Below are 25131 nucleotides of genomic sequence, written 5' to 3'. Positions count from 1 at the left end.
ACGAGCGTGGTCCGGACGGCCGACGATGGCGCGTGACCGTCCGGACCACGGCCCGGCGGATGGTTACGCCGTGAGCTTGCGCTCGAGCTTCGCGACGGTCGCGGCGTCGAGGCCGAGGCCCTCGGTGAGGTACCCGTTCACGTCGCCGTAGGTGGTGTGCATCTGCTCGAGTCCGGCCTCGAGGTAGCTCTTCTCGACGGCCAGGACGGGTGTGAGGTTGCGCGCGACCTGCTCACCCGCCGGCCCCATCGTCGCGCGGATCTGGGCGAGCGTGGCGGCCGTCGTCTCGGCCAGGTACTCGTTGCTGAGCAGGTAGTCGTCCATGACCGTCGCCGGTGCCGCCCCGGCCAGGCTCTGCAGGATCGCGGCGGTCCAGCCGGTGCGGTCCTTGCCGGCGCTGCAGTGGAAGATCACCGGCCCGTCGCTGTTCGCGATGTCGGTGAGCACCTGCTTGAAGCCCGCGCGCTTCGCCGGTTCGGTGACGTAGCTGCGGTTGGCGTCGATCATGAACTGCCGGCCCTGCTCGGGCGACGTGATCGTCGTCGCCAGCGCGACCAGGTCGCCGAACTCGATCGGGATGTTCTTGTAGATGGCGCCCGCCGGGAGCTTGTCGGGACCCCCGACGTGCGGATTGTTGATCTCGGTGGGGCCGCGCAGGTCGTAGATGTGCTTGATGTTCAGCGACGACAGGGTCGCCAGGTCGGCGTCGCTGGCGGACGACAGCGCGTTCGAGCGGTAGATGACACCGCGCCTGAGGTGGTCACCGCTCGCGGTGGCGTATCCGGCGCCGTCGTTTCCGGCGACGTCGCGGAAGTTGGTGATCGAGGCCAGCTTCGCGGTCGGATCCAGCGCCTCGGCGGATCCCGTGCCGAGCGAACCGAGCGAACCGGTGCCGAGGGAACCGAGCGATCCGGTGTCGAGCGAGCCGAGTGAGCCGGTGTCGAGCGAGCCGAGTGAGCCGGTGCCGACTGCCGAGGCGATCGTGGTGCCGGAGAGGAGCATTCCTCCGGCGAGGAGCAGGGCGGCGGCGGATCGGGCGGTCCGCACACGTAACGGGCTGGCTCCAGCTTGCATGGGGGTTTCCTTTCATGGGGTCGCGCCTCGAGAATCCGGCGCCGACGCCCTGCTGCATGCCGTGCGGGGTCCGGTCGTCGGTGGTGAACGCGGAACTCGGAGCCCCCTCGGATGGCGGGGGAGGTGCGGGGCGCCTCTCGGGCGTTGAAAAGCGTTGAAGCAGAGCAGGTATAGAGGTCTTTCCTTCCGCGTCCCTGGGTGTCGACAGGGCGCGTGCGAGCTCGAGTCGATACGATCTGTAACGACTAAGCCGTTACGGAATGTAACGGCCATCACAACGCGACGCAAGGGGTTCGGTGGAATGTCCAGGAAGCGGCAAGCCCAGCATCGGCTCGGGCCGCAACGAGACCCTGCGATCGACGAGGCGGTGCTGCGGGCGACGCGGGAGCTGCTGATCGAGAACGGCTACGCCGGGACCACGATCGACGCGATCGCCACCCGCGCCGGTGTGGGCCGGCCGGCGATCTACCGGCGCTGGCCGTCGAAGGCGCACATCGTGCACGACGCGGTGTATCCGGTGATGGAGTCCGAGGGCGTGTCCGACGATCTCGAGATCGCCGAGGAGATCAGCCGGCTGACGTACGGCGCGGTGGCGCTGTTCGGCGACGCGGCCGCGCGCGAGGCGGTGCCGGGGCTGATGAGCGAGGGCCGCAGCGACCCGGAACTGCGGAGGGCGCTGACGACGGACCAGCTCGAGGTGATCCGTGAGGAACTCGGGCGCCGGCTGGCCGAGGCTGCAGCGGCCGGCGAGGTGCGTGAGGGCATCGACCCCGACACCCTCCTCGACGTGATCGCGGGTGCCGCGATCTTCGCGCAGTCGTCGCGGGACGTCCAGGATCAGGAGCGGCTGGCGTCGACGCTCGTCGACATCGTCCTCAACGGCGTCCTGCCCGCGCCGGTGCCGGCGGCGACTTCGAGAGATCGGGGGCCGGTTCCGCAAGTGTGACGAGCGAGTCGCTGCGCCGGGCAGCGTCGGACTCTAGGGTGGCGGACGGGGTGCGCCCTGCCACCCTGTGCGGAACGACGACTGGGGGCGGTATGCGAACGCGCGAGACGACGATCATCAGGCACTGGAAGGTGAGCCTGCGGGCCTGGCTGGTGTTCTGGTTCGCGCGCATCTTCGTCAAACCGTTGTTCGCGGCGTGGCCGATGACCGATCGCGGGCTCGCGGCGCTGGGACGCCTGGACAAGCTGGTGGACCGATTGCCGCAGCCGACGGGGGTCACCGTCGAACCCATGACACTGGGCGGGGTTCCGAGCGAGCGGATCACCCACCACCGTCAGGCCGCCGACGCGCTGGCCGGTGCCACCATCCTCTACTTCCACGGCGGCGCGTTCGTGTTCTGCGGCTTGGCCAGTCACCGGAGCCTGTGTGCGGTGCTGGCGGCGCGGGCGGGGATCCCGGTGGTCTCGGTGGAGTACCGGCAGCTGCCGCACGGCGGCATCGGCACCTCGATCCACGACGCGATGGCCGCCTACACCGACCTACTCGGCCGGTGCGACGACCCGACGAAGATCATCCTGGCCGGGGACTCGGCCGGCGGCTACCTCGCGATGAAGGTGGCCGAGCTGGCGGCGACGCGCGGCATGGTGACCCCGGCCGCGGTGATCGGCTACTCGCCGCTGCTCAACCTGGCGCTCGAGAAGCACGACCCGGACTACATGCGCCGCGACGCGTACCTGCCGATGAGTCAGGTGGAGAACCTCAAGGACCTGTGGGCGGGCGGTCCGGAGCCGATCGTCGGCGCCGACTCGCCCATCGAGGCCGACCCGCACCTGTATCCGCCGGTGTTCTTCAGCGTGGCGCAGTACGAGCTGATGCGGCCCGACGTCGAGGCGATGACCGGCCTGCTCGAGGACGCCGGGCAGGCCGTCGAGACCCACGTGTGGAGCGGGCAGATCCACGCCTACCCGGTGTTCGGCACCGTCCTGAAGGAGGCGTCGATGACGATCGCGCTGAGCCTCGACTTCGTCCGCCGCGCACTGGGATACCGCGGCCGGCACTCGGCGTGAGCGCCGCTACGGCCCCAGCGTCTCGATCCGTCTGCGCAGGTTGGCCTCGGTCTGCCGGATCGCGGTGACGACGAACGGCTCGATCAGCTTGCCCAGCGCGCGGCCGGCCAGCCCGCCGGGCAGCTCGTAGCCGAAGTCGACGGACAGCTCCGTGCGGTCGGCGCCGACCGGCGCGAACATCCAGCTGGACCGGTTACCGAACCCGGCCACCGACGACAGCGTGATGACGCGGTCCCGCTCCCATTCGGTGATCTCGACCGTCGACTTCATCGTCTTGGGGCCGATCTGCATGGCCGCGTCGTACTGCGCGCCCAGCCCCTGGTCGAGGTCGCCGATCGGGTCGAACCGGGTGATGCCGAACATCCAGTCGGGCACGTTCCGGTAGTCGTCGATGTGGGCGAACGCCAGATCGACCGGAACGACCGCCACCGCCCGGTGTCGAACGTGGATCATGTGTTCTCCCTCCCCGTGAACTCCCCGGAGCTCGGACGCTAGTACACGTCGGATGTGACCCCCGTCACCGGCGTCCGGAAAGCCGGAACTCGGCGATCTCGCGGGCGTTGTCGATCGCGTCCGCCACAGCCCGGTGACGGTCGTCCGCGCTCTCCGCGGCCAGGACCGCGAACTTGTCCGCGGCGCCCATCGGCACCCACGACGCGAGGGCGTACAGGTGGTCGCCGGGCTGCTCGAGCACGTCGAACAGGCGCGGCGGCGCGGGCGGCGGCGAGTCCCGCAGTTCGCGGATGCGGGTCAGCACGATGTACAGCTCGGTGATCTTGTCGGTGAGGTGCTGGAGTTGGTCGTCGGAGAGGCGACCCTCCGGGCCCACCGGCCACAGGTCGACCTCCGCGCGCGGGTACGGGTCGTCACCGAGCCAGTGCCGCACCCGGATCCGTTCCTCGCCGACGCACTCCAGCGCCCACCGGCCGTCACCGATCCCGACGTGCGAGACGATGCGGACCGCGGTGCCGATGTCGTTGCGGGCGTCGCCGCCGCCCACCTCGTGGCCGCGGGCGATGAGGACGGTGCCGAACCGCGGGCCCTCGGTCGCGGACAGGCAGTCGCGCACCAGCGCCTGGTAGCGGGGCTCGAACACGTGCAGCGGCAGCCGTTCCCCGGGCAGCAGTGCCGAGCCGAGCGGGAACATCGGCATAACGGTCATTTCACCAGGATTGCTCATCAGGGCATCCGGAGGCGGGGAACCGGCACCGTTTCCGGTGGGGTGTCTCGATCCAGTTCGACGATCAGGTGGTCGGCCCACGCGACCAGGCCGGTGATGTCGAGGGCGTGCGGCGGGTTGTCCTCGAACGGGACGATGCGGTGCCGGCCCTGGCGGAGCAGCGACACCGCGCCGGTCGGGTTGCCGCGCATCTGGTGCGTGACCGCGACGGCCAGCTGCGCCAGACCCTGCCACAGCCCGCGCTCCTCGTGCGGCGCCTTCTTCCACGCCGATTCGAGGACCTCGTGCGCGTGGAACGGCAACTGGTGGTCGAGGAGGCGCTGCGCCTCGGTGATCGCCTCGCCCGGCTCCAGGTCCAGGTCGTCGGGCATCGTCGGGAACCCTTCCTCACCCCACTCGAGCGGCCGGCCCAGCCGGTCCCGGGGTCGGGCGTTGCGCGGCTTGCCGAGGGTGTCCCGATCGCGGTCGGCCATAGAAGAAATGTAGTCGCCGGTGGGGGTCTCGGGGGAGGGGCTGCGGTGCGGTGGGGTGCTGCTCCCGCGTCCGAACTCGTCTCCCGCCCGCGCAATCGCGGGCGCGGGAGGTCACTTCGGGCGCGGCGCCGGCATCGGGGCAAAAGAAAAGACCCGGTATCGCTGGTGCGATACCGGGTCTTTCATTTGTAGCGGGGACAGGATTTGAACCTGCGACCTCTGGGTTATGAGCCCAGCGAGCTACCGAGCTGCTCCACCCCGCGTCGGTAATTTCAGCTTACACGACGTTTCGGGGCCGATTTACCATCGAGGCGATCCGCGGCTGTGTTCCCGGTCACCGGAACGACGGTCCGCGGGGTTGAGTCGCCGCCTTAATGTGCGGGGGTACTGCACGGCGAGGGATCCGGAGGGGTTCGCAATGGCACTGCTCGAGAACAAGGTCGCCTTCATCACCGGCGCCGCGCGCGGACAGGGCCGCAACCACGCGGTGCGCTTCGCCCGCGAGGGCGCGGACATCATCGCGCTCGACATCTGCGCGGCCGTCTCCGACGACGTCGGCTACCCGGCGGCGACGCCCGAGGATCTCGAGGAGACCGCCCGCCTGGTGCGCGCCGAGGGCCGCGAGATCGTCACCGCGATCGGCGACGTCCGCGATCAGGCGGCGCTGCAGGCCGCCGTCGACGCCGGGGTGGAGCGCTTCGGCCGGCTCGACATCGTGGTCGCCAACGCCGGCATCTCCACGTGGAACCGCTTCTGGGAGATGCCCGAGGAGCAGTGGACCACGATGATCGACATCAACCTCAACGGCGTGTGGCGCACCCTCAAGGCGGCGGTGCCCGCGATGATCGACGGAGGCCGTGGCGGCTCGATCATCGTCGTCAGCTCGGCGGCCGGCCTCAAGGCCAGCCCCGGCACGTCGAACTACACCTCCGCCAAGCACGGCCTGGTGGGCCTGACGAAGACCGCGGCGATCGAGTTGGGCGAGTTCGGAATTCGCGTCAACTCGATCCACCCGGGCGCGGTGGACACCCCGATGGGTCAGGACGCCAACGTCGGCAAGATCCTCATGCAGTACCCGCGTTACCTCGACAACTACAAGTGGCCGCTCGCCGGGCTGGACAAGTGCAGCGTCGACGACGTCTCGGAGGCGGTGCTCTACCTGGCCAGTGATCGGTCGCGCACCGTGACCGGTTCGCAGATGGTGCTGGACCTGGGCATCACGTCCATCTGATCCGACGCGCACGGGGCGGCGCGGTCACAGGTTGCCGCGCCGCTCCTGCTCGCGCTCGATCGCGAGGAACAGGGCCTGGAAGTTGCCCTTGCCGAACCCGAGCGAGCCGTGCCGCTCGATCAGTTCGAAGAACACCGTGGGACGGTCCCCGATCGGTGTGGTGAAGATCTGCAGCAGGTAGCCGTCCTCGTCGCGGTCGACGAGGATGCCGCGCCGCTCGAGTTCCTCGATGGGGACGCGCACCTCGCCGATGCGGGCCCGCAGCTGGGGATCCTCGTAGTACGACGCCGGTGTCGCCAGGAACTCGACGCCCGCCTCGGTCAGCCGGTCCACCGCACCGAGGATGTCCGACGTCGCCAGCGCCAGGTGCTGTGAGCCGGGGCCGCAATAGAACTCGAGGAACTCGTCGATCTGCGAGCGCTTGCGGCCCACCGCCGGCTCGTTGAGCGGGATCTTGATCCGGTGGTTGCCGCTGGCGACCACCTTGCTCATCAGCGCCGAGTACTCGGTGGCGATGTCGTCGCCCACGAACTCGGCGAGGTCGGTGAACCCCATGACGCGGTGGTAGAAGTCCACCCACTCGTTCATCTTGCCGAGTTCGACGTTGCCGACCACGTGATCGAGCGCCTGGACCACCTGCGGGCCGGTGCCGAAGGCGTTCGAGCGCGCGACGTATCCGGGCAGATACGGGCCGGTGTAGCGGGAGCGGTCGACGAGGGTGTGCCGCGTCTCGCCGTAGGCGGCGATGGCCGCGGTGCGGACGGTGCCTTGCTCATCGGAGATGTCATGCGGTTCGACGAGGACGCGTGCCCCCTGGCTGCGCGCGTGTGCGATGCAGCGGTCGACGTCGGTGACCTCGAGCGCGACGTCGTAGACGCCGTCGCCGTGCCGGCGGTGGTGGTCGTGGAGGGGGCTGGACGGGTCGACGCCGCCGGTGAGCACGAATCGGACGGCACCGCTGCGTAATACGAAGGCGCGGTGATCGCGGTTGCCGGTCTCGGGTCCGGAGTACGCCTCGAGTTCCATGCCGAACACTGCGTGGTAGTAGGCGGCGGCCTGCGTCGCGTTGCCCACCACCCACACGATCGCGTCCCAGCCGACCACGGGGAACGGATCCGCGGACGGATCGTGCTCCACGATCCCGAGGAGTTGGCGCAGCGCCTCGTCATCGAGGCGGCCGAGGGACTGTTCGACGGTCATGAGTGGACCTCCAGTGACGGCGTGCCTCGATCACACCGCTGCGCGTCTGCGCCAGCAACATCGACTGGTTTCGCTGTCCGGAGTGGACGATCTGCGGGGTCGAACGCTTCTTGGGCTGGTCAATTTGTTCAGTAGCGCGGTGGGGCGGTGGTGGAAATAGTTTCAGCATCGCGTTGCCGTTCGAGACGGTCAACGCTTCGCCGCGTCTCGCAGCGTCCGTTCTCGGCCAGTCCGGTGCGGAGATGGAAACGAATCAGACCTTCGCCTCATCTCATGTCAGCCGGGTGCCTATGCAGGGCGTCCGGCCCGTTCGATGCCACACTCTGGTCGAGTCGATCGAGTGGTCACGGCCGACAAGATCGACTTGCCGAGCGGTGAGGCCGACCCCGGCCGCAAGTGCCAACGCCTCCATATACGTGCACCTGGTGTCAGGGGCGACTAGATCCTTTCCTACCAATCCAGTTGCGATGTCGTACACCGAGAGTGGTTCAGGGCGCGCCGCGTGATACAGCGCGCCTCTGTCGTTGTCGGAGCAGGTCAACGCCAGGTCGGCGATCAGGCTGCCGAGCTCGTCGATGGAGATGATCGACAGCAGTGCGGCTCCGTTGTCGACCCATGCCTGTGTCTTGTCCAGGATGTGCCGAAGGCCAGGCAGGAACCAGCGATCGCCCTGTCCGTAGACAAAGCCGGGCCGGACGGTGGTTCCGCCGCGGGCGCGGACGATCCGGTCGGCCGCCGCTCGGGCGGCACTGACGGTGGTGACAGGATTCGGTTCGCGGGTGTCTTCGGTGACATCCCTGAACGGCCCAGGACCGTAGACACCAATGGTGCTGAGGTTGATGAGGAAGTCGATCCCGTGAACATCGGCCGCTGCGAGCACGTTTCGGGTCCCGACCATATTGACCTGCTCGCAGAGGTGCGCGTCTGGGCCGATGTAGCCGGCAGCATGGACGATCACGTCGACACCCACGAGCGCCCGCGCCAGCGTGTGCGGGTCGCCGAGATCAGCCAGGGCGTACCGGATGTCGGTTCGCGGTGACGCCGGCTCCCGCCGCACCACGGCGGTCACCTCGCAGCCGGATGCGGCCAGAGCCCGTAGAGTGGCAGAGCCGATGAAACCGGACGCCCCGAACACTGCGACGTGAGGAAGGCGACCGCCCCTTCCCGCATGTGCCGGCGTCATTGCCGGTGGCCAGACGGGTCAGCGGCCGAGCATGCGATCGTAGATCGGAGCCGAATGGAGAGGGGATCGACGTAATGGTGAAGCAGCAGCGTGCGGTCGCGACGCGGCAACAGATCATCAGGGCTGCCGCCACGCGGTTCGACGAAATCGGGTACGAGCGCGCCAGCCTCGCCGAGATCGTCGACTTGTCCAGTGTCACCAAGGGCGCGTTGTACTTCCACTTCAAGTCGAAGGACGATCTCGCTGCTGTTGTGATCGAAGAGCAGCACGCAATCTCGATGAACGCGGTCGGCGTCATCCGTCAGGAGGACGCACCGGCGCTCGAACAGTTGGTGATGCTCTGCCACGAGATGGGTCGGCAGATCGTCGAGGATCCCACCGTCAGAGCCGGCATTCGCCTGACTCTCGAGTTGAGCGCCGAGGGCGGACCGCCACAGCCCTATCGTGATTGGATCGAGGGCATCGATCACGTTTTCCGTTCGGCGATCGAAGAGGGTGATGTCCTCGACACCATCGATCCGGCGGAATTCGCGAGCTACTTCGTCGCGGCTTTCACCGGGGTCCAGCTCGTGTCGAACGTGCTCAGTCAGCGCGGCGACCTCGAGTCCCGGCTCGACCAGATGCTGATGTTCATCCTGCCAGCGATCGTCGCGCCGCGGCGCCGTGACAAGATTGACCGGTACCGTCATGCCCGGTGGGATCCTACGAGCGCGTGACCCCGGTCGGCTATCGGCGACGACAGACGCACGGTTCCTGATGCTTTCGACTCGCCCCACTGCGAGAACTCGACGTCGACGCCGCCGTCCTCGCCGTGCCTGAGCGTTGTCGCGACGGTGGTCGGCTCGTCCAACTCGAGAAACCGGCGGAACCCCATCGCGATCGACTCGACATCTGCACAGGACCACCCGAGACACAGCCGGGCGCTCTGACGGGCAGCCTCCAGAACGACAGCGCCCGGCACGTGATCGGACGGGTGGTCGAACAGGACTGGATGGCTCGGGTCAACTCGAAGCAGCCATCGCCCGTGGTCGCCCGAAGGGTGCGCACCCAGGACAACCGACCGAGTATCGGGAGCGCACACCGTGGTCGACGGGACCGAAACTGGATGCGGGACATCACCGACCGACGGTGTCCGGTGCCCGCTCCACCGCACCTGGTCGTACTCGTCCGGAGTGAGGACACTTGCGATTGCTAGCGCATGCCCAACCACTTCACTGTTGATATGGAAGTCGGTGTCAACGCTGAACGCAGATAGTCGTCCTTTTCTGCGCGCCTGCTCGGTCACTCGTGCATCGATCACGACCTCAGCCGCGCACGATCCTATCGTCAGCCGGTCGAGATTCGACTCGACTCGCATGGTCTGCATGGTGAACCGTCGCCCTAGCGGTACGCGGTGATGGATGTGCGCGAGGTAGATGGCGCACTGGCGAGCTGTCTCCGCAAGAAGCATCGTGTCGTAGCGGTCTGTGCACGTTCGATAAAAGGCATGTTGGCGCGGCCACTGCGCGCCAAGGCGATACCGACCGGGCCCGTCTACGGGAACGCCGTCGGTCAGATACACCTCCGACACGGACTGACGGTGCACAAACCGCCTCGGCACCGTTGATTCAAAGTTCAACGCCTGCAACATCTCATGGAGAGTAGCCCCTACTAGGTCAACCGTCCGGATTTTTCTGGGGATTCGATGAATCAGACATCGGTCGGCGCAAGGCGGCATCGGCTTGTGCGAGTCCCGCTGAAGACCGGCAGCCACCCAGGCGTCAGTGGGATTCTCGTCGATCGCAGGCATCCTCTCGACCCGCGCCCACAGTGCGGCACCCACTTCGCCTCATTTCGGTGCGGGCGGTGGGGCCAAGGAGCATCGCTGGCACCATGGATTGGGGTGAATCCCCTGTTCATCAAGGCGAGACGCCTGTAATGAATACCGGGTGACCGGTTACTTCGTCGATTCCGCGGACGGGCGCTCCGGTTGTGGGTAGTGTGCCCTTCGGTGGTCGAACTGTGATCGACCACATTCGCAACTGTGATCGTTCGGCGCTTGGTTCGTCACACGGCGTTAGGGGCCTCAATGAGACACAAGATTGTCAAGGACCGACCCACGAGTCACCCGTTGGCAGAGCCTTGGGAACCCAGGATCGGATCCTGATCGAGGGCTAGCGAAGCTATCTGGAGCGCCTTCCGCTCCGATAGTCAAAGTGCTGAATGATCCTATAAGAGGCGTTCTTTCGTCCCCGTGGGACTCCCGGTGACGGAGCGGTGCCTCATCAGAACTCCCTGCCCGCAGGCGGGGCCACAAGGGGGCAGGCGCGTGTCGGCGCCCAGCGCTGACACGGACGGGCGTGCAAACCGAGGTCACATCTCGAGCCGCACAAGTGCAGCAGTGAACACACTCGCGAAAGGAAGCACTATGGGTATTTCGAAGAGGGTCTCCACAATCGCAGCCGGTGTCGGTGCCTTGGCGATGGTAGGGACCGGCATCGCGCACGCCGTCATCGCCGACCCCGTCCCGGGTCCGAGCTACACGATGTGCGGGACTGTGTACGCAGGTGCGCCCATGGCGGATAATCATCCGTCCCCCAATAGCGGCATCCCTGATACCGCAACGGTGGTCCAGGGTGTGAAGGTGACTGGGAAACTCTTCGAGAAGGGCAACCCGGTCCCAGTGGCTAGCTATGGCCCGGTCACGTCAGGTGCGAACGGTCAGTTCTGCTTGACCGGCAACGCGGGGATGGTCGGGGCAATCACGGGCGGCGGCAACGTGACGTTGTCCGTGAGTACTCCGCTTCCCGCGCCTTACACCACAACCACCGTCTCGCACGGCGGCGTCATTGATCAGACCGCCTTCCTGAACCATCGGGTCGGAGGAATTTTCGGTACTCAGGCGACAGGATTCAACGTCGTAGTCTCCTGAGAATCGTGATGATCTGGGTGCTGGGCTCTGCCATGACTGCCATCAGCTGACCCGATCCGGACCAGGCCCCAACATCGGTCTCCGATGTTGGGGCCTGGGCGCGCAACGGCAGCACCTGGCGAAAGTTGCCCTCGATGATCCCGTCGCTAGGTTGATGAAATGGGCTGCTGTACAACAGATGTTGCGGAAAACTTCTTCCAGTGGGGAGGGAGACGCTGCGTCTAACATGTGGAGTCTGTCGACGTCTGACCGTATGCTGTCTCTGTCTCGCAGCGGGCATTCGACTCGGTTGGGACTCGGCGGGATGACCTTGTGTACCAGTGCCCTCCGGGGTTGAAGTCACTATGAGGCCCGTCGCCCGCAAACGCGTATTTGTTCAAGAATGTACTCGAGTACAACGAAATCACCCGGCGTTTCTGGCGCGTAGCCGGCGATGGCTGGTGTCTAAAGAGGGCTCGAAGGAGTTGTGTTGCGATGGTCTCCATGGGGCGAGGTTCGCTGAAACCGCCAGGTAGCGGGCCTGCTCGGCTGTCGGTCCTGGACAAAATGGACAACATTCATAGTATCTCGATGATCCTCAGTGAAAAGCTGCACAAAATGGACCTGTGTGGGTTAGATTCATTGCCATCACGGCCGCAAAGGGTGTCAGGATGGGGCAATCGGGGGCCTCGGCGTGGGGATTGTTGGAGCGTTCTGCGCGCTGCCTGACATCGTTCTGTGGAATGCGGATGCGAGGCTGTGCCGATGTCGAATTGGTGGTTCCAACACTGATGAGAGGGTGGGATTTCGTATGAGTGTGTCGTTCTTGAACGCGACAAAGGTGTTGCTTGATGGGCTACTGACCAATGTGTGGTCCGGGTCGTTGATGCCTGGCGTCAATGGCGTCACGGGTTCGCTGGCCGATGTCGTCGGCCTCAGCTGACGGCGACCGCAGTTTGCTTCCGAGATTCTCTGACGACAGGAGTAAATGATGAAACTGGGATCGCTCGCCGAGGTGCTCCAGGCGGAACTCGTAAGGGACATCATCGGGTTCGTAATGTTTGGGTCGTTGAAATCGTCGGTCGACTTCGACTGGTTCCCCCCTCCGGCCTAATTAGTCCGTCGACAACCGTAAGGAGAGTGAAAGATAGTGGATACCGGAAGTCTCATCGACCTCATCACAAGCGTTGATGTCGGATCGCTGATTGAACCGCTGGGCCTTTTGAACGGCGTGGCCAATGCCGTCTTCAAGGTCGTTGGTGATGCCATCGCAGTCTGGCCCGCTGGTTCGGCGGCTACGAACGGCAGCATCCAGGCGGTCCTTGGCTCAGTCGGCGGCCTGTCATAGGGAGGAAAAGAACATGTTCGATCTGTCTGTCACCTACAGCTCCGACATCGTGAAGTTCGGATCTGTCGATCTGGTGGCCACGTTCGCCCAGTACCTGAACGCGCTGTCCGTCAGTCCTCGGAACTAAAGGAGGGTATCCGCGATGCTGCAGCGGTACTTCGAAAGCATGATGGGTTCGCTAGGAACGATCCTCGGTCTCACGCACACGGGAAGTAAGATCCTGAAGGACCCACCCACCAAATGATCATTCCAGGTGGAGTGGGTCGGCGACTCCACTGCCGGGTGCGGAGCGGGATAACGGAATGCCGCCCCACTTGTGGAACCGAGTTATCTCGAGGCGAGCACCAGTCTCGGGATAGCTCGGGTTTCACGTGCTATCTGAACGTGGTCGCCTGGAATTCCGGAAATCCCGAATCTGCCCCCGGAAACCACCGCGCGAGGAGTGCCCATGAAATTGTCCGAGTGGCTCGCCCCAGCGATCGGCCACTTGAACCCACGTGACGCCGACTTCGTCTACAACGAGTCCGACGGACACCTGGGCCATCTCCTCGCCGTGTATCTCTTCGACACCGTGGAGCACCCTGAGGCCGAGTTCTCGCAGGAACAGGCGATCGAATGGGTCATCGCGCGGCTCGGCCACCACCGCATGTTCACGCACACGATCCGACGCGTTCCACTGGGCCTCGAACATCCGTACTGGGCGCCTGCCCCGGATCTCGATGTTCATGACCACGTGCGGGTCACCGAGATCACCGAATCCGGCTGGGCCCCACTGCAAAATCGGCTCGACGGGTTGTTGACGACACGGATGGACCTGTCCCGCCCGCCGTGGGAACTTCACTTCCTCACCGGTGTGCGGGGAATCGACGATCTGCCCGGCCGACTCACTGCTGTGGTACTCAAAGCACACCACAGCGCGGGCGACGGTATGGCTGTCCTGGAACTGGGCGACAACATCTTCTCCGAGAATGTCCGGCCCGTGGACAACGAGCGCGCGGTGCCGTTCCTGCGCGGGCGGATGTTCGTGAAGGCGGTGTTGGATCTCCCCCGACAGTTGCTCCGGTTTGCCAAGGACGTCCCCGTCAACCGTGCCGCCGGCCGGGCAGTGACCGAGGCAGAGACAGTCGGCGAATGGGAGCATCTCCGCGAGCAGCCCGCCATTCGCTTCAACGGCAAGGTCAGCGGGTCCGGCTCGATAGCGCCGATAACGCTGCATGCGAGCCAGATTCGACGAATCAAAGAAGCAGTACCGGGTGCAACGGTCAACGATGTCCTGCTGGCAGTCGTCGGAGGCGCCCTCGCGCGGTACCTCGCCGAGAAGGATGAACCGCACAAGGGTTCCCTCGTTGCCATGGTCCCGCGATCCATGCGCAAGATGGAGGCGTGGGAGTCGGCAAACCGCTTGGCAGTCATGGGCGTCGACATGCACACCGACATCGCGGATCCGCTCGAACGGGTGGCGCGGATCGTCGAGTCGTCGAAGTCGGAGAAGACCCGCACCGCGCATCTCTCGGTGCGTCGCCTCGCCGCCGCGGTCGAGACCGCGCCGCCACCCCTACTGAGGCTGATCGCGTACTCGCGCAAGAAGAACACCCACGACCTCGGCCGCCCCCGCTACCAGCACACGATGGCCAGCAACATGCCCTTCTCGGTCGAGGGTCTGACCCTGAACGGGGCGCCCGGTGTGGCGGTGCTCGGTGCGCAACCACCGGTGGACGGAGACGGCCTGCGCCACTTCGTCGTCACCGCAGCCGGCGGCAACCTCATGCTCACCGTCGTTGCCGACGTCGCCACGATGCCCGACCTGGACCACTACCTCGACCTGATCCGCGCGAGTCTCGCCGAACTCGAGGATGCCGCGGCCGGCGCGGCGAAACGGACCCCGTCCGACGAGATCGCCTCCTGACCGGATCCGCCGCGGGCGGCACAACCTGCCTGTTCAAGCTCACGTCACCCGAGGGCCTTCGCCGCTAGTCTGAAACCGAACGTGCAGCACCACACCAGGCGATCGGAGTGGACGATGTCACCAGCGAACGAGACCAGGCCGGTGATCGTGGGCGTCGACGGATCCGACGCCGCACTGCACGCGGTCCGGTGGGCCGCCGTCGAGGCACACGCCCGCAAGGTGCCACTCAAACTGGTGCACGTCATCGACACCGAGAACGACTTCCCGTTCGTCGCCGACGACCTCGAAGAAGAGGAGGCGTTCGGGCGTAGTTCGCTGAAAGCGGGCCGGGAGGCGGCCACCGTCGAGGACTACACCGTCGACGTCGAGGTCGAACTCCTCCGCGGCCGCGTCAACAGGGCGTTCGTCGACCTGTCCGAACACGCCAGCCTGCTGGTCCTCGGATCGGTCGGCACCGGATTTTTCGCCCGCATGGTTCTCGGCTCCACAGCGCTGTCGCTCGCGCACCACGCCAAGTGCACGGTGGCCGTGATCCGCGGCGCCGACGGCAGCCCCACACCGCCCACCTCCGGCGCGATCATCGCCGGCGTCGACCACTCCGACAGCGCCGACATCGTCATCGGAACCGCGATGCAGGAGGCGTCGATCCGGCACGCCGAGATGATGGCCATCCACGCCCGCCGCCGCCGGGGCAGCAAGGAGGCCGACGAGGAGGCCCGCGGCCGGATCGACCGACTGGTCGCGACATGGGGGGCGAAGTTCCCGTCCGTGAGCGTCGAGACCGTTATCGCTGAGGCCGGACCCACCAAGCACCTGGTGGCGCTCAGCGCCACCGCACGCTCGATCGTCGTCGGCACCCGCGGCCGCGGCGGGTTCGAGGCCGCCGTCCTCGGGTCCACCAGCCAGTCGCTGCTCTACCACGCCCAATGCCCGGTGATCATCGCCCGCTCCCGCGTCGCCCCCTGACCGGCAGCATCATGGACCGCGGTGGGCACCGACTCGACGCACTCGACGTCGACCTCATCGCGCGGCTGCGCGCCGAACCGCGGATCGGGATGCTCGAGCTGTCGCGTCGGGCCGGCGTCGCCCGGGCCACCGTGCAGGCCCGGCTGCGTCGCCTCGAGGAGGCCGGCGTCGTCACCGGATACGGACCCGAAATCGACTTGCGCGCAGCCGGATACCCCGTCCAGGCGTTCGTCACGCTGGAGATCGCGCAGGGCTCGCTGGGGCAGCTGACGAAGGAACTCGAGGAGTACCCCGAGGTGGTGCAGGCGTGGGCGACCACCGGCGTCGGCGACGTCCTGTGCCGGGTCGCGGCGGCGTCGCACGACGACCTGCAGGCGCTGCTGATCGAACTGCACCACTCGGCGACGGTCGCGCGGTCGGTGTCGGTGGTGGTGCTGTCCGAAATCGTCGCATTCCGGACACTGCCGCTGATCGCGAAAACTGTTCGCCCACAAGATCACGACAATTCACGCAGGCGTGGCACGTGACCGAGCAGCGCCGGCAGCCGGACCCTACACTTCGCCGCGTGGACAGACGAACGTTCCTGGCGATGTTGGCGGCGGGCGCCGTATCGCTGACGGCGGGTTGCACCGTCGCGGGATCAGCCGCTTCCCAATCCGCACCACCAGCCGAGCCCGCGCCCCCACCGACACCTTTGCTGCCCGGCCCGCCACCGCCGTCGGCGCGCGTCCCCGTCCCGCCGGGCCCCGTCACCGCCATTCCCGGTCCGGGCAACAACCTCGCGCTCACGGTCGACGACGGCACCGACCCCGACGTCGTCGCCGCCTACCTTCAGTTCGCAAAGGACACCGGCGCGCGGTTCACCTTCTTCGTCACCGCCGTCTACGACTCGTGGACAATGCACAAGGACGCGCTGCGCCCGCTCGTCGACAGCGGCCAGATCCAACTCGGCAACCACACCTGGGACCACCCCGACCCTGACGAAGTTGTCGGCCGGCGCCGCCGCATCCCAGTTCGACAGCACCAAGACGTTCCTGCGCAACACCTTCGGCGTCGACGGCACCCCCTATTACCGGCCGCCGTACGGGTACCGGAACCCCGCGGTCGACAAGATCGCGGCCGACCACGGCTACACCGTGCCGGTTCTGTGGGCGGGTTCGCTGTCGGATTCGGGGGTGATCACCGAGCAGTACCTGCTCGAGTGCGCGCGCAAGTACTTCGTCGCTCAGGCGATCGTGATCGGACACGCCAACCACCCGCCGGTCACCCACGTCTACGGTCAGCTCGTCGACATCATCCGTGATCGGAACCTGTCGATGGTCACGCTCGACGACGTGTTTCTCCGCCGGCCCGTCACGCCGCCGCTCGCTTCTCCGGGGGAGCGCGAGGAGTATTCGATCTGATGCATAGTGATTGCAGCTCAGTGGCTCTCGTCGCGACAGTAGCAAATCACCACAGATGTGGTGGAACGGCCTCATGTCCAGGCGAGGAGGTCTCTGGCGGCCGTCGGCATTTCGAGTGGTTCGTATGCCGGGAGGCGCGAACTGTCAAAGTTCATGGCGATCACCATGGTCCTGAGGACTTGGCGCACGGCCGCATCGAAGACGTTGCGCAGTTGTTCGCGGCTGCGCAGCAGATCCGAGAGGTAGGACTCGTGCGCGCGCCCGGACCTCGTCTAGTCCGGTACTGGTTGTAGGCCCAATTGCGGCCCACCGCTTGTGGCCGCCGACGCGGCGGGCGTGCCGAATGTAGCCGCCCACCAGACCGCGCAGCTGCGTCGCGTTCCCGTCGCGCAGGTCGATCGCATACTCGATCCTATTGAGGGAGAACTCGATCGTTTCTCCTCTGAAATCGATCTTCTTCCCGTCGAGATCATCGAACGTCTCCACGATCACTTTGAAAACCACTGCCGTCCCCCTTGCTGAACGCGGTTGGGGCTGACACGGCAGCCGTGTCAGCCCCAACCTTGTTCTTCTGTTCTCGGCCACCAGCCCACTCGACTCGTCGGCGTTAGCCGGTCGATCAACTGGCAGCACGTGCTCAGGTCCGACTGTGCGGAGTCAGGCTCCGCTGGCAGACGCGAGACTCGACCAACCAGCGCCTTGTGAGGAGGCGGTGTCTAGTCCGAACAGCGTCATGAGGATGAGTCCGTCCGCGAGATGGACCAGTCCCGTCCAGAAATTTGATGACATTGTTATTTCTCCTTTCTAGGACAGGGCGATCGAGAAAGTGGTGATCGGCCCGCTCGCCGCCATCCAGGTTTTCAGGATCACCGACACCAGGTCGCTGCTGAATGCTTGAAGTGACACTTCTCTGCCTCAGTTCTTTTTCAGAGTGGAAAGCCGAAGGACAATTGAAGTGGAATTGCAACCAATGCGGCGAACAGCATCGGCAGCATCTGTTCCACGGTCTGTCCAAGTGACGCCGTTGCTTCGGCTACGGATCCCATGTGCCCTACTCCCCACTCGAGTAACTGTTCATCGACATCGCATTCAGGCCATCGAGCGAACCACCCAGTGCGGGGGCTATCCCGGTGACGAGCGCCATCATCGCTCTGACGAACTCACCTAGCATTGACTGTTCCTTACTTCGTGAAGTTGAAGTGCCATGCCAGACGTGTGCGGGTTCGGGGTTTTTCCCGGTTTCGCACCCCTGGTTCTGCGTCGATTCGAGAGGCGAACTCGGCGACACTCCTCGGATCGAGATCAGACATTAAGGGCCTGTAACGGGTTCTCGTGCGGGTTTGGAGAAAATTCCCCAAACCCGCAGATGTGAGTAAATGGAAGTTACATCAACACTCGCCTTGCGCAGGCGACTATTTTGTACTGAGGTACAATTCAATCGAAATAGAAGACGAATATTCGGACGTTAGTTCAGGTTTACGCGTACACGCTGCATGTAAGTGTCAGCCACTCGTCGGCCGTACCGGATCAAGAACCCCACGGTCGGCGTCATCTGTGTGTCGTATCCGTGCAAAGAGTCATCCTTGCAGAGTTCGCAAAGCAAGTCGTCGACAGCTACCAGCTTGGGGCGCACACGGGGTGCACGGCGTCGTCCCGGACATCCCCGGGGAACAGGGCGAAATCGTCGGGAAGTCCGCGCATCAGCTGCCCGGGTCCTGCCAGACTCATCGTGCGCATGCGCTGGAGGATGACCCGCAGTCGACGAATCCGCCCTGTTCGTTGATAGGCGCTGATGGCTTCGTTGGCCGTCGTCGGTCGACACGAGCCACAGCCCCACACGCCCTGAGAACTGTCGGATAACCCCGCTGGTGTACTAGGTACAACGTCGCACCACACCTTGTGATCCCCCAAAGAGAACTACCCCAGTGCCGCGGCCAGTCCCCGGTAGTACCCGCTCTGGGCGGGGAAGTAGTCGCCGAACTCGGGGAGCGTCCCGCCCTGCCGCGCCGCGACCAGCATGTCCAGGTAGTACTCCCACCCGGGGCCCACCTCGCTGACCGTGTCGACCGGGATGCCGAGATGGGTGAGCGTCAGCTCAGTGGTTCCGCCCACCGCACGCAGATCGGCGGACAGCCGCCACGACCCACCCGGATCGGTCACGGACAGCGCGAGGCGCCGCGGCGGATCGCAGGCGTCGATGCGCATCTCGCTCCACGGTTTGTCCTCCTCGAACGCCAACTGCACGCGGATCGTGTTGCCCGCACCCGGCTCTCCCTCCCAGGGGCCGAACCATCCTGCGGTGCGGTCCGATTCGGTAATCGACGCCCAAACATCGGCGATGGGGGCGTCGAACGTGCGGGTGACGTGGAGGTCGACGCCGTCCGCCGCGCGGTCGAGCGTGCCTCGGGGTTGCGGATCCATCGGGTTCGCCCCTTCCCTCGCGTTCTCCGAAACTCGCCCCCGTCCAGTCTGTGCTCCCCGCGGCGTCGGACGAGGCCGAATCCTGGATGTCGCGGCTTGTCGGGGGTTGCTGGGAGGATCGGAGTCGTGGATGCCGAACACACCGTCGTCGATTCGCCCGTCGGGCCGCTGACCCTGGTCCGCACCCCGGACGGCCTGTGCGGGCTCTACATGCACGCGCAGCGGCACCTGCCCGACAGCACCCGGTTCGGCCCCCGCGTCGACGAGGGATTCGACGACGTGACCGCGCAACTCGCCGAGTACTTCGCCGGCGAGCGCACCGAGTTCACGGTGCCGCTCGCGCCGCGGGGCACCGAGTTCCAGCAGCGGGTGTGGGCGGCGCTGCGGACCATCCCGTACGGCGAGACCTGGACGTACCTGCAGCTCGCCGAGCACCTCGGCAACCCGGCCGCGATCCGCGCGGTGGCCGCGGCGAACGGGCGGAATCCGGTCGGCATCATCGTCCCGTGCCACCGGGTCATCGGCAGCGACGGCTCGCTCACCGGCTACGCGGGCGGGCTCGAGAAGAAGCGGTTCCTGCTGGATCTGGAACGCCCCGCGTCCGTGGGAATCCAGGATGGACTGTTCTGACGCAGATCGAACCTCACGTTCCGGTGCCGCGGAGCGTCTACCCGGTGTGGGACTGAAACCGTTCGAGAAGATCGTCACCGAGCACGGGCCGGTGGTGCTGCGGGTGTGCCGCGCGCTGCTCGGTCCCGTCGACGCCGACGACGCCTGGTCCGAGACGTTCCTGGCGGCGCTGCGGGCGTACCCCGACCTGACGCCGGACGCCAACGTCGAGGCGTGGCTGGTGACCATCGCGCACCGCAAGGCCGTCGACGTGCACCGGGTGCGGCAGCGGACCCCCGTCCCGACCGACGACCTGCCCGATCGGGCATCGCCGCGGGATCTGCCCGGCACGTGGAACCACGAACTGTGGGACGCGCTCGCCGACCTGCCGTTCACGCAGCGGGCCGCCGTCGTCTACCACCACCTGGCCGGACTGCCGTACGCGGAGGTCGCCGCGATCCTCGGCAACAGCACCGCCGCGGCCCGCCGCGCCGGCGCCGACGGCATCGCCCGGCTCCGCCGCACCTACCCGGCCGACACCGCACCATTCGCACAGGAAGGAGCCATCCGATGAGCGTCATCCCCACCCCGACCGTGGATCCCTCGGACCTGAGCCGCCTGCATGCCCGCCTGACCGCGGCCGCCGACCGCGACGGGCTGCTCGACATCGCCTACCGGTCCGTCGACACCCCCGTCGGACGGCTGCTGCTCGCCGCCACCGACACCGGACTCGTCCGGGTGGCCTACCCGCGCGAGGACCACGACGCCGTGCTGGCGATGCTGGCCGAGCAGGTCAGCCCCCGCATCCTCGAGGCCCCGGCCCGGCTCGACGCCGCCGCCCGCCAGCTCGACGAGTACTTCGCGCACCGGCGCACCCGCTTCGACGTCCCCCTCGACCTGCGGCTGTCGAGCGGGTTCCGGCGCACCGTGCTCACCCGGCTGCCCGACATCGCCTACGGCACCACCGCCAGCTACGCGCAGGTGGCCGAGGCCGCCGGCAGCCCCCGCGCGGTGCGCGCCGTCGGCACCGCCTGCGCCACCAACCCGCTGCCGCTGTTCGTGCCGTGCCACCGGGTGGTGCGCAGCGACGGCAGCATGGGCCAGTACGCGGGCGGCGCCGACACCAAGCGCGCGCTCCTGACCCTGGAGGCGGCGTGACATCCCTGACCGACCGGGTCGATGCGCTCGACTGGACCACGATGCTCGACGAACTCGACAGGTTCGGCGGCGCCCAGAGCGCGCGTCCGGTGCTCGCGCCCGACGAGTGCCGGGCGCTCGCCGACCTCTACGACGACGCGGGCCTGTTCCGGTCCACGGTCGACATGGCACGACACCGGTACGGCTCCGGTCAGTACCGGTATTTCGACTACCCGCTGCCGGCGCCGATCGCCGAGCTGCGGGCCCGGTTCTACGTGAAACTGCTGCCGGTGGCACGCGAGTGGGCGTGGCGGCTCGGCCGGCCGGCGCCGTGGCCTGACACCCTCGACGAGTGGCTCGCCATGTGCCACGCCGCCGGGCAGGTGCGGCCCACCCCGCTGATCCTCCGGTACGGACCCGGCGACTGGAACGCCCTGCACCGGGACCTGTACGGCGAGTTGGTGTTTCCGCTGCAGGTGGTCATCGGGCTCGACGAACCCGGCGTCGACCACGACGGCGGCGAATTCCTGCTCGTCGAGCAACGCGCCCGCGCGCAGTCCCGCGGCACCGCGACCGTGCTGCGGCAGGGACACGCCTTCGTGTTCACCACCAGCGACCGCCCGGTGCAGTCGGTGCGCGGGTGGTCCGCCGCCCCGATGCGGCACGGCGTCAGCACGGTGCGCCGCGGCACCCGGCGCACCCTCGGCCTGGTGCTGCACGATGCGGAGTGAGCCGGGCATGTACACGCTGATCGGCCGAGACGGGAAGCCGTACGAGAGTGGCACTCCCGGCACACTCGGCGGCCATCGCCGCGATCGCATCTACGGCACACTCGACTGCCCGGGCGCCGCCCGCGCCATCGCCCGCGGCGGGTACGTCACCCAGCGCGTCTTCTTCGCCGACGAGGACACCGCGATCGCCGCCGGCTACCGGCCGTGCGCGGTGTGCCTGCGCGACAAATACGACGCCTGGAAGGCCCACAACCGGAAGGGAACTCGGTAGATGTCGGCGCTCATTCCCCGGCCCCGCCGCACCGTCGCCCCCGGTGCCGTGCTGGTCCCCGACTGGCTCGATCTGGACGCGCAGCGCCGACTGGTGGAGGCGTGCCGCGAGTGGGCGCGCGGACCGGTGCCGATGCGGGCCGCCCGCCTGCCCACCGGGCACGCCATGTCGGTGCGGACCGTGTGCCTGGGATGGCACTGGCAACCGTACCGCTACAGCCGCATCGCCGACGACGCCGGCGGCGGACGGGCGCTGCCGGTGCCGGAGTGGTTGGCGCAGTTGGGGAAACGCGCCGTCGCCGACGCCTACGACGACCCGCAGGCCGCGGCGGCCTACGACCCCGACGCCGCGCTGATCAACTTCTACGACGACACCGCCCGCATGGGCATGCACCGCGACCAGGAGGAGCGATCGGATGCGCCGGTGGTGTCGCTGAGCATCGGCGACACGTGCACGTTCCGCTTCGGGAACCCCGGCACCCGCGGCAAGCCGTACACCGACGTGGACCTCGAGTCGGGGGACCTGTTCGTCTTCGGCGGACCGTCCCGCTTCGCGTACCACGGTGTGCCCAAGGTGTTTCCGGGCACCGCCGACCCGGAATGCGGGCTGACGAGCGGTCGGCTCAACATCACCCTGCGCGTCACCGGACTGGAGGACGAACGATGACCGATGTAGCCCTCGACCTGTCGTTCCGCCCACCGTTCACCACCGCCCCGATGCTCGGCGCCCTCGCCGCGCACGCCGTCGACGGGCTCGAACACCACGACCCGGACACCGGCACCCACACCCGCGTCGTTCCGGCCCCGCACGGGCCGGCGGTGGTGAGCGTGCGGTTCGACGGCACCGATCACGTGGCGGCGACCGTCCGCGTGTCGCACCCGGACGACGTCCCGCACGTCGAAACGGTGGTGCGCCGCTGGCTCGACCTCGACGCAGACCCGCAGGCCATCGACGCGGCGCTCTCTACGCATCCGGCGCTCGCCGATCACGTCGCCGCGCGGCCGGGACTGCGAGTCCTCGGCTCGGTGGACGGCTTCGAGACGGCGGTGCTCACGGTTCTCGGCCAGCAGGTGTCGCTCTCGGCGGCAAGAACATTCGGGTCACGCTTCGTGACGGCCTTCGGCACCCCCACCGAATTCGACGGGTTCGTGAGCTTCCCCGAACCCGAGCAACTGGCCGGTCTCGACCCGCTCGTCGTCCAGAAGGCCGTCGGCCTCACCGGCGCCCGCGCCCGCACCGTCCAGGCGCTCGCCGCCGCCGCGGCAGACGGACTGTGCCTGGGGCCGGACGCCGACCCGGCCGAGTTCCGGGCCCGGCTGCTCGCCCTGCCCGGCATCGGGCCGTGGACCGTCGACTACCTGTCGGTGCGGGTGCTCGGCGACCGCGACGCCTACCCGTCCGGCGACCTCGTCCTGCGCCGCGCGCTCGGTGTGAAGACGCCACGCGAGGCCGCCACGGCATCGGAGCCGTGGCGGCCGTGGCGGGCCTACGCCCTGTTCCACCTGTGGACGAGTCAGGCCTTCCTCTGAGGGGTCACGCCTTCGCCTGCGCGGACTCCCGCGCCGGGTTCGCCTGGCCCGCGGCCTTCGGGTCCTTCTCGCCCTGCTTGGCCCGCACCCCCTGCTCGACGCGGTCGCCCAGATCCTTGTCGACGTTGCGCCAATAGTCGAACGCGCGCAGCAGAACCGGCTCGCTCACCCCGTTGAGCAGATGCCCGACGATATTGGACACCAGCCGCGCGCGGGCCGCGTCGTCGAGCACCTTGCGCACCATCGTCCCGGCCTGCCCCCAGTCGTCGTCGTCCTTGCGGAGCGTGTACGCCTGGTGCACCATCTCGCCGTCGGTGTACCAACCGGGAGATTCGCCGGAGACCGACACATCGGCGTGCGGGCCGCCCTTCGAATTCGGCACGTACACCGGGTCCCCGGGATTGTGGTGTCGCAGCTGCCCGTCCTTGGTGTACGACCCCAGCGGCGCCGCATGTGGCGAATTGACCGGCAGCTCCTTGTAATTGGAGCCGATTCGGTACCGGTGCGCGTCCGGATACGAGAACCACCGGCCCAGCAGCATCTTGTCCGGGCTCGGCCCGGTGCCCGGGACGGAGCTGCTCGGTTCGAACGCGGCCTGCTCGATCTCGCAGTGGTAGTCGGCCGGGTTCCGGTCGAGCTTCATCGTGCCCACATCGATGAGCGGATAGTCGCCGTGCGGCCACACCTTGGTGAGGTCGAACGGATTGAACCGGTAGGTCTTCGCCTCCTCGTACGGCATGATCTGCATCTTCAACGTCCACGTGGGGTAGTCGCCGCCGTCGATGTGTTCCCACAGATCCCGCATGTGATAGTCGGTGTCGATGGCGGCCATCTGGTCGCCCTCGTCCTGGGTGAAGAACTCGATGCCCTGGTCGGTCTTGAAGTGGTACTTCACCCAGAACCGTTCGCCCTGCGCGTTGACCCACATGTAGGTGTGGCTCGAGTAGCCGTTCATGTGCCGCCACGTGCGGGGGATGCCGCGATCGCCCATCAGCCACGTCACCTGGTGTGCGGACTCGGGGGAGAGCGTCCAGAAGTCCCACTGCATGTCGTGGTCGCGGAGGTTGTTGTCGGCCCGCCGCTTCTGCGATCGGATGAAGTCCTGGAACTTCATCGGGTCGCGGACGAAGAAGATGGGGGTGTTGTTCGCGACCATGTCGAAGTTGCCCTGCTCGGTGTAGAACTTCAGGGCGAATCCGCGCGGATCGCGCCACGTGTCCGGGCTGCCCCGCTCGCCGGCGACCGTCGAGAAGCGGGCCAGCATCTCCGTCTTCTTGCCGGGCTGGAACAGGTCGGCCTTGGTGTAGGCGCTCACGTCGTTCGTCACCTCGAAGGTGCCGAACGCGCCGCCGCCCTTGGCGTGCGGTTGCCGCTCCGGCACACGTTCGCGGTTGAACTGGGCCATCTTCTCGATCAGGTAGTAGTCCTGGAGCAGGATCGGCCCGTCGGGTCCGACGGTCAGCGAATGTTGGTCGCTAGGTACCGGAATTCCGGAGTCGTCGGTGGTGTAGTTCGACATCTCTTTCCTTCCCTACGAGTCACGTGTCCGTGCGGTAGAGACAACGA

27 protein-coding genes, 1 tRNA gene and 1 pseudogene are annotated in these 25131 nt (G+C 66.9%); 18 read left to right on the top strand and 11 right to left on the bottom strand.

The genetic code is table 11. The features are described 5' to 3' along the window. Positions 1-63 precede the first annotated feature (63 nt). Positions 64-1074, bottom strand: a complete 1011-nt coding sequence (locus tag ABTV10_RS23890; protein WP_433608228.1) for a tyrosine-protein phosphatase — start codon at positions 1072-1074, stop codon at positions 64-66. A 301-nt stretch (positions 1075-1375) separates the two neighbouring features. Here ABTV10_RS23890 and ABTV10_RS23885 point away from each other — a divergent pair, with 301 nt between their 5' ends. Next, entirely contained in the window at positions 1376-2020 is a 645-nt protein-coding gene (locus ABTV10_RS23885) for a TetR/AcrR family transcriptional regulator (RefSeq protein ID WP_499031147.1), read from the top strand. Between the two features lie 92 nt (positions 2021-2112). Then, positions 2113-3087: an alpha/beta hydrolase gene (locus tag ABTV10_RS23880; protein WP_499031145.1), complete on the top strand. Its 975-nt coding sequence runs from the start codon at positions 2113-2115 to the stop codon at positions 3085-3087. Between the two features lie 6 nt (positions 3088-3093). Here ABTV10_RS23880 and ABTV10_RS23875 read toward each other — a convergent pair whose 3' ends face one another. The 4 genes from ABTV10_RS23875 to ABTV10_RS23860 form a co-directional block, all read right to left on the bottom strand. Further along, positions 3094-3540, bottom strand: a complete 447-nt coding sequence (locus tag ABTV10_RS23875) for an SRPBCC family protein (protein WP_433608221.1) — start codon at positions 3538-3540, stop codon at positions 3094-3096. Positions 3541-3604: 64 nt separating this feature from the next. Next, entirely contained in the window at positions 3605-4249 is a 645-nt protein-coding gene (locus ABTV10_RS23870) for an LON peptidase substrate-binding domain-containing protein (protein ID WP_433608219.1), read from the bottom strand. 17 nt (positions 4250-4266) lie between these two features. Beyond that, positions 4267-4740, bottom strand: coding sequence for a DUF309 domain-containing protein (locus tag ABTV10_RS23865; protein WP_499031141.1), 474 nt, complete (start codon positions 4738-4740; stop codon positions 4267-4269). Positions 4741-4929: 189 nt separating this feature from the next. Further along, a tRNA-Met gene (locus tag ABTV10_RS23860) sits at positions 4930-5003 on the bottom strand. 155 nt (positions 5004-5158) lie between these two features. Between ABTV10_RS23860 and ABTV10_RS23855 the strand changes: the two genes are divergently transcribed. Next, positions 5159-5971, top strand: a complete 813-nt coding sequence (locus ABTV10_RS23855) for a mycofactocin-coupled SDR family oxidoreductase (protein WP_499031138.1) — start codon at positions 5159-5161, stop codon at positions 5969-5971. 24 nt (positions 5972-5995) lie between these two features. Here ABTV10_RS23855 and hppD read toward each other — a convergent pair whose 3' ends face one another. Together hppD and ABTV10_RS23845 are read right to left on the bottom strand one after the other, a co-directional pair. Then, on the bottom strand, positions 5996-7171 hold the full coding sequence (hppD, locus tag ABTV10_RS23850; protein WP_499031135.1) for a 4-hydroxyphenylpyruvate dioxygenase: 1176 nt from the start codon (positions 7169-7171) through the stop codon (positions 5996-5998). Between the two features lie 271 nt (positions 7172-7442). After that, positions 7443-8354 (bottom strand): NAD-dependent epimerase/dehydratase family protein, encoded by a 912-nt coding sequence (locus ABTV10_RS23845; protein ID WP_499031133.1) that lies wholly within the window; start codon positions 8352-8354, stop codon positions 7443-7445. A 74-nt stretch (positions 8355-8428) separates the two neighbouring features. Between ABTV10_RS23845 and ABTV10_RS23840 the strand changes: the two genes are divergently transcribed. After that, positions 8429-9070, top strand: coding sequence for a ScbR family autoregulator-binding transcription factor (locus ABTV10_RS23840; protein ID WP_499031130.1), 642 nt, complete (start codon positions 8429-8431; stop codon positions 9068-9070). Here ABTV10_RS23840 and ABTV10_RS23835 read toward each other — a convergent pair. Next, complete coding sequence (locus tag ABTV10_RS23835; protein ID WP_499031128.1) at positions 9040-9984, bottom strand: ScbA/BarX family gamma-butyrolactone biosynthesis protein; 945 nt, start codon at positions 9982-9984, stop codon at positions 9040-9042. The two genes, ABTV10_RS23840 and ABTV10_RS23835, sit on opposite strands and share 31 nt — an antisense overlap. A 777-nt stretch (positions 9985-10761) precedes the next feature. Between ABTV10_RS23835 and ABTV10_RS23830 the strand changes: the two genes are divergently transcribed. The 7 genes and pseudogenes from ABTV10_RS23830 (at position 10762) to ABTV10_RS23800 (ending at position 16867) form a co-directional block, all read left to right on the top strand. Continuing rightward, a complete protein-coding gene (locus tag ABTV10_RS23830) occupies positions 10762-11265 on the top strand; it encodes a hypothetical protein (RefSeq protein WP_499031126.1) in 504 nt (167 codons plus the stop codon). Between the two features lie 1129 nt (positions 11266-12394). Next, on the top strand, positions 12395-12592 hold the full coding sequence (locus ABTV10_RS23825) for a hypothetical protein (protein WP_499031123.1): 198 nt from the start codon (positions 12395-12397) through the stop codon (positions 12590-12592). 448 nt (positions 12593-13040) lie between these two features. Next, positions 13041-14498: a wax ester/triacylglycerol synthase domain-containing protein gene (locus ABTV10_RS23820; RefSeq protein ID WP_499031120.1), complete on the top strand. Its 1458-nt coding sequence runs from the start codon at positions 13041-13043 to the stop codon at positions 14496-14498. 114 nt (positions 14499-14612) lie between these two features. Next, positions 14613-15464: a universal stress protein gene (locus tag ABTV10_RS23815; RefSeq protein WP_499031118.1), complete on the top strand. Its 852-nt coding sequence runs from the start codon at positions 14613-14615 to the stop codon at positions 15462-15464. Beyond that, positions 15425-15991 carry an Lrp/AsnC family transcriptional regulator gene (locus ABTV10_RS23810; RefSeq protein ID WP_499031116.1) on the top strand — a complete coding sequence of 189 codons (567 nt, stop codon included), beginning with the start codon at positions 15425-15427 and terminating at the stop codon, positions 15989-15991. The genes ABTV10_RS23815 and ABTV10_RS23810 overlap by 40 nt, the downstream gene beginning before the upstream one ends. Before the next feature lie 62 nt (positions 15992-16053). Beyond that, positions 16054-16437, top strand: a pseudogene (locus ABTV10_RS23805) (polysaccharide deacetylase family protein); the annotation flags it as partial. Between the two features lie 13 nt (positions 16438-16450). Then, the gene (locus ABTV10_RS23800; protein WP_499031115.1) at positions 16451-16867 is read left to right on the top strand and encodes a polysaccharide deacetylase family protein; all 417 of its coding nucleotides are present in this window, start codon (positions 16451-16453) and stop codon (positions 16865-16867) included. 144 nt (positions 16868-17011) lie between these two features. On the opposite strand, the gene ABTV10_RS23795 is transcribed toward ABTV10_RS23800, so the two are convergent. After that, positions 17012-17353, bottom strand: coding sequence for an Lsr2 dimerization domain-containing protein (locus ABTV10_RS23795; protein WP_499035235.1), 342 nt, complete (start codon positions 17351-17353; stop codon positions 17012-17014). A 1431-nt stretch (positions 17354-18784) separates the two neighbouring features. After that, positions 18785-19288, bottom strand: a complete 504-nt coding sequence (locus ABTV10_RS23790; protein WP_499031114.1) for an SRPBCC family protein — start codon at positions 19286-19288, stop codon at positions 18785-18787. A gap of 126 nt (positions 19289-19414) precedes the next feature. On the opposite strand from ABTV10_RS23790, the gene ABTV10_RS23785 reads away from it, so the two are divergent. Genes ABTV10_RS23785 through ABTV10_RS23755 form a run of 7 tightly spaced genes read left to right on the top strand, consistent with a single transcriptional unit; the run spans position 19415 to position 23565 of the window. Continuing rightward, positions 19415-19918 carry a methylated-DNA--[protein]-cysteine S-methyltransferase gene (locus tag ABTV10_RS23785; RefSeq protein WP_499031111.1) on the top strand — a complete coding sequence of 168 codons (504 nt, stop codon included), beginning with the start codon at positions 19415-19417 and terminating at the stop codon, positions 19916-19918. Positions 19919-19964: 46 nt separating this feature from the next. Beyond that, the gene (locus ABTV10_RS23780; RefSeq protein WP_499031110.1) at positions 19965-20471 is read left to right on the top strand and encodes an RNA polymerase sigma factor; all 507 of its coding nucleotides are present in this window, start codon (positions 19965-19967) and stop codon (positions 20469-20471) included. Continuing rightward, on the top strand, positions 20468-21055 hold the full coding sequence (locus ABTV10_RS23775; RefSeq protein WP_499031108.1) for a methylated-DNA--[protein]-cysteine S-methyltransferase: 588 nt from the start codon (positions 20468-20470) through the stop codon (positions 21053-21055). Before ABTV10_RS23780 ends, ABTV10_RS23775 begins: the two co-directional genes overlap by 4 nt. Before the next feature lie 41 nt (positions 21056-21096). Continuing rightward, the gene (locus ABTV10_RS23770) at positions 21097-21765 is read left to right on the top strand and encodes a 2OG-Fe(II) oxygenase (protein ID WP_499035234.1); all 669 of its coding nucleotides are present in this window, start codon (positions 21097-21099) and stop codon (positions 21763-21765) included. Beyond that, complete coding sequence (locus ABTV10_RS23765; RefSeq protein WP_499031105.1) at positions 21755-22036, top strand: metal-binding protein; 282 nt, start codon at positions 21755-21757, stop codon at positions 22034-22036. Before ABTV10_RS23770 ends, ABTV10_RS23765 begins: the two co-directional genes overlap by 11 nt. After that, entirely contained in the window at positions 22037-22702 is a 666-nt protein-coding gene (locus ABTV10_RS23760) for an alpha-ketoglutarate-dependent dioxygenase AlkB family protein (protein WP_499031103.1), read from the top strand. Beyond that, positions 22699-23565 (top strand): DNA-3-methyladenine glycosylase family protein, encoded by an 867-nt coding sequence (locus ABTV10_RS23755; protein ID WP_499031100.1) that lies wholly within the window; start codon positions 22699-22701, stop codon positions 23563-23565. Before ABTV10_RS23760 ends, ABTV10_RS23755 begins: the two co-directional genes overlap by 4 nt. 4 nt (positions 23566-23569) lie before the next feature. On the opposite strand, the gene ABTV10_RS23750 is transcribed toward ABTV10_RS23755, so the two are convergent. After that, positions 23570-25084, bottom strand: a complete 1515-nt coding sequence (locus ABTV10_RS23750; protein WP_499031098.1) for a catalase — start codon at positions 25082-25084, stop codon at positions 23570-23572. Positions 25085-25131 lie beyond the last annotated feature (47 nt).

It is taken from the genome of Paraburkholderia sp. RHO2, assembly GCF_050955445.1.
GTDB lineage: Bacteria > Actinomycetota > Actinomycetes > Mycobacteriales > Mycobacteriaceae > Prescottella > Prescottella agglutinans_A.
This window is presented reverse-complemented; position numbering and strand designations above follow the sequence as displayed.

Bases quoted from the DNA above. Each gene is read 5' to 3' on its own strand.
- ABTV10_RS23755 (WP_499031100.1), top strand. From the start codon at position 22,699: ATGACCGATGTAGCCCTCGACCTGTCGTTCCGCCCACCGTTCACCACC.
- ABTV10_RS23750 (WP_499031098.1), bottom strand. From the start codon at position 25,084: ATGTCGAACTACACCACCGACGACTCCGGAATTCCGGTACCTAGCGAC.
- ABTV10_RS23790 (WP_499031114.1), bottom strand. From the start codon at position 19,288: ATGGATCCGCAACCCCGAGGCACGCTCGACCGCGCGGCGGACGGCGTC.
- ABTV10_RS23770 (WP_499035234.1), top strand. From the start codon at position 21,097: ATGCTCGACGAACTCGACAGGTTCGGCGGCGCCCAGAGCGCGCGTCCG.
- ABTV10_RS23835 (WP_499031128.1), bottom strand. From the start codon at position 9,984: ATGTTGCAGGCGTTGAACTTTGAATCAACGGTGCCGAGGCGGTTTGTG.
- ABTV10_RS23815 (WP_499031118.1), top strand. From the start codon at position 14,613: ATGTCACCAGCGAACGAGACCAGGCCGGTGATCGTGGGCGTCGACGGA.
- ABTV10_RS23840 (WP_499031130.1), top strand. From the start codon at position 8,429: ATGGTGAAGCAGCAGCGTGCGGTCGCGACGCGGCAACAGATCATCAGG.
- ABTV10_RS23810 (WP_499031116.1), top strand. From the start codon at position 15,425: ATGCCCGGTGATCATCGCCCGCTCCCGCGTCGCCCCCTGACCGGCAGC.
- ABTV10_RS23875 (WP_433608221.1), bottom strand. From the start codon at position 3,540: ATGATCCACGTTCGACACCGGGCGGTGGCGGTCGTTCCGGTCGATCTG.
- ABTV10_RS23855 (WP_499031138.1), top strand. From the start codon at position 5,159: ATGGCACTGCTCGAGAACAAGGTCGCCTTCATCACCGGCGCCGCGCGC.
- ABTV10_RS23845 (WP_499031133.1), bottom strand. From the start codon at position 8,354: ATGACGCCGGCACATGCGGGAAGGGGCGGTCGCCTTCCTCACGTCGCA.
- hppD (WP_499031135.1), bottom strand. From the start codon at position 7,171: ATGACCGTCGAACAGTCCCTCGGCCGCCTCGATGACGAGGCGCTGCGC.
- ABTV10_RS23890 (WP_433608228.1), bottom strand. From the start codon at position 1,074: ATGCAAGCTGGAGCCAGCCCGTTACGTGTGCGGACCGCCCGATCCGCC.
- ABTV10_RS23820 (WP_499031120.1), top strand. From the start codon at position 13,041: ATGAAATTGTCCGAGTGGCTCGCCCCAGCGATCGGCCACTTGAACCCA.
- ABTV10_RS23880 (WP_499031145.1), top strand. From the start codon at position 2,113: ATGCGAACGCGCGAGACGACGATCATCAGGCACTGGAAGGTGAGCCTG.
- ABTV10_RS23775 (WP_499031108.1), top strand. From the start codon at position 20,468: ATGAGCGTCATCCCCACCCCGACCGTGGATCCCTCGGACCTGAGCCGC.
- ABTV10_RS23760 (WP_499031103.1), top strand. From the start codon at position 22,037: ATGTCGGCGCTCATTCCCCGGCCCCGCCGCACCGTCGCCCCCGGTGCC.
- ABTV10_RS23865 (WP_499031141.1), bottom strand. From the start codon at position 4,740: ATGGCCGACCGCGATCGGGACACCCTCGGCAAGCCGCGCAACGCCCGA.
- ABTV10_RS23830 (WP_499031126.1), top strand. From the start codon at position 10,762: ATGGGTATTTCGAAGAGGGTCTCCACAATCGCAGCCGGTGTCGGTGCC.
- ABTV10_RS23870 (WP_433608219.1), bottom strand. From the start codon at position 4,249: ATGACCGTTATGCCGATGTTCCCGCTCGGCTCGGCACTGCTGCCCGGG.
- ABTV10_RS23765 (WP_499031105.1), top strand. From the start codon at position 21,755: ATGCGGAGTGAGCCGGGCATGTACACGCTGATCGGCCGAGACGGGAAG.
- ABTV10_RS23885 (WP_499031147.1), top strand. From the start codon at position 1,376: ATGTCCAGGAAGCGGCAAGCCCAGCATCGGCTCGGGCCGCAACGAGAC.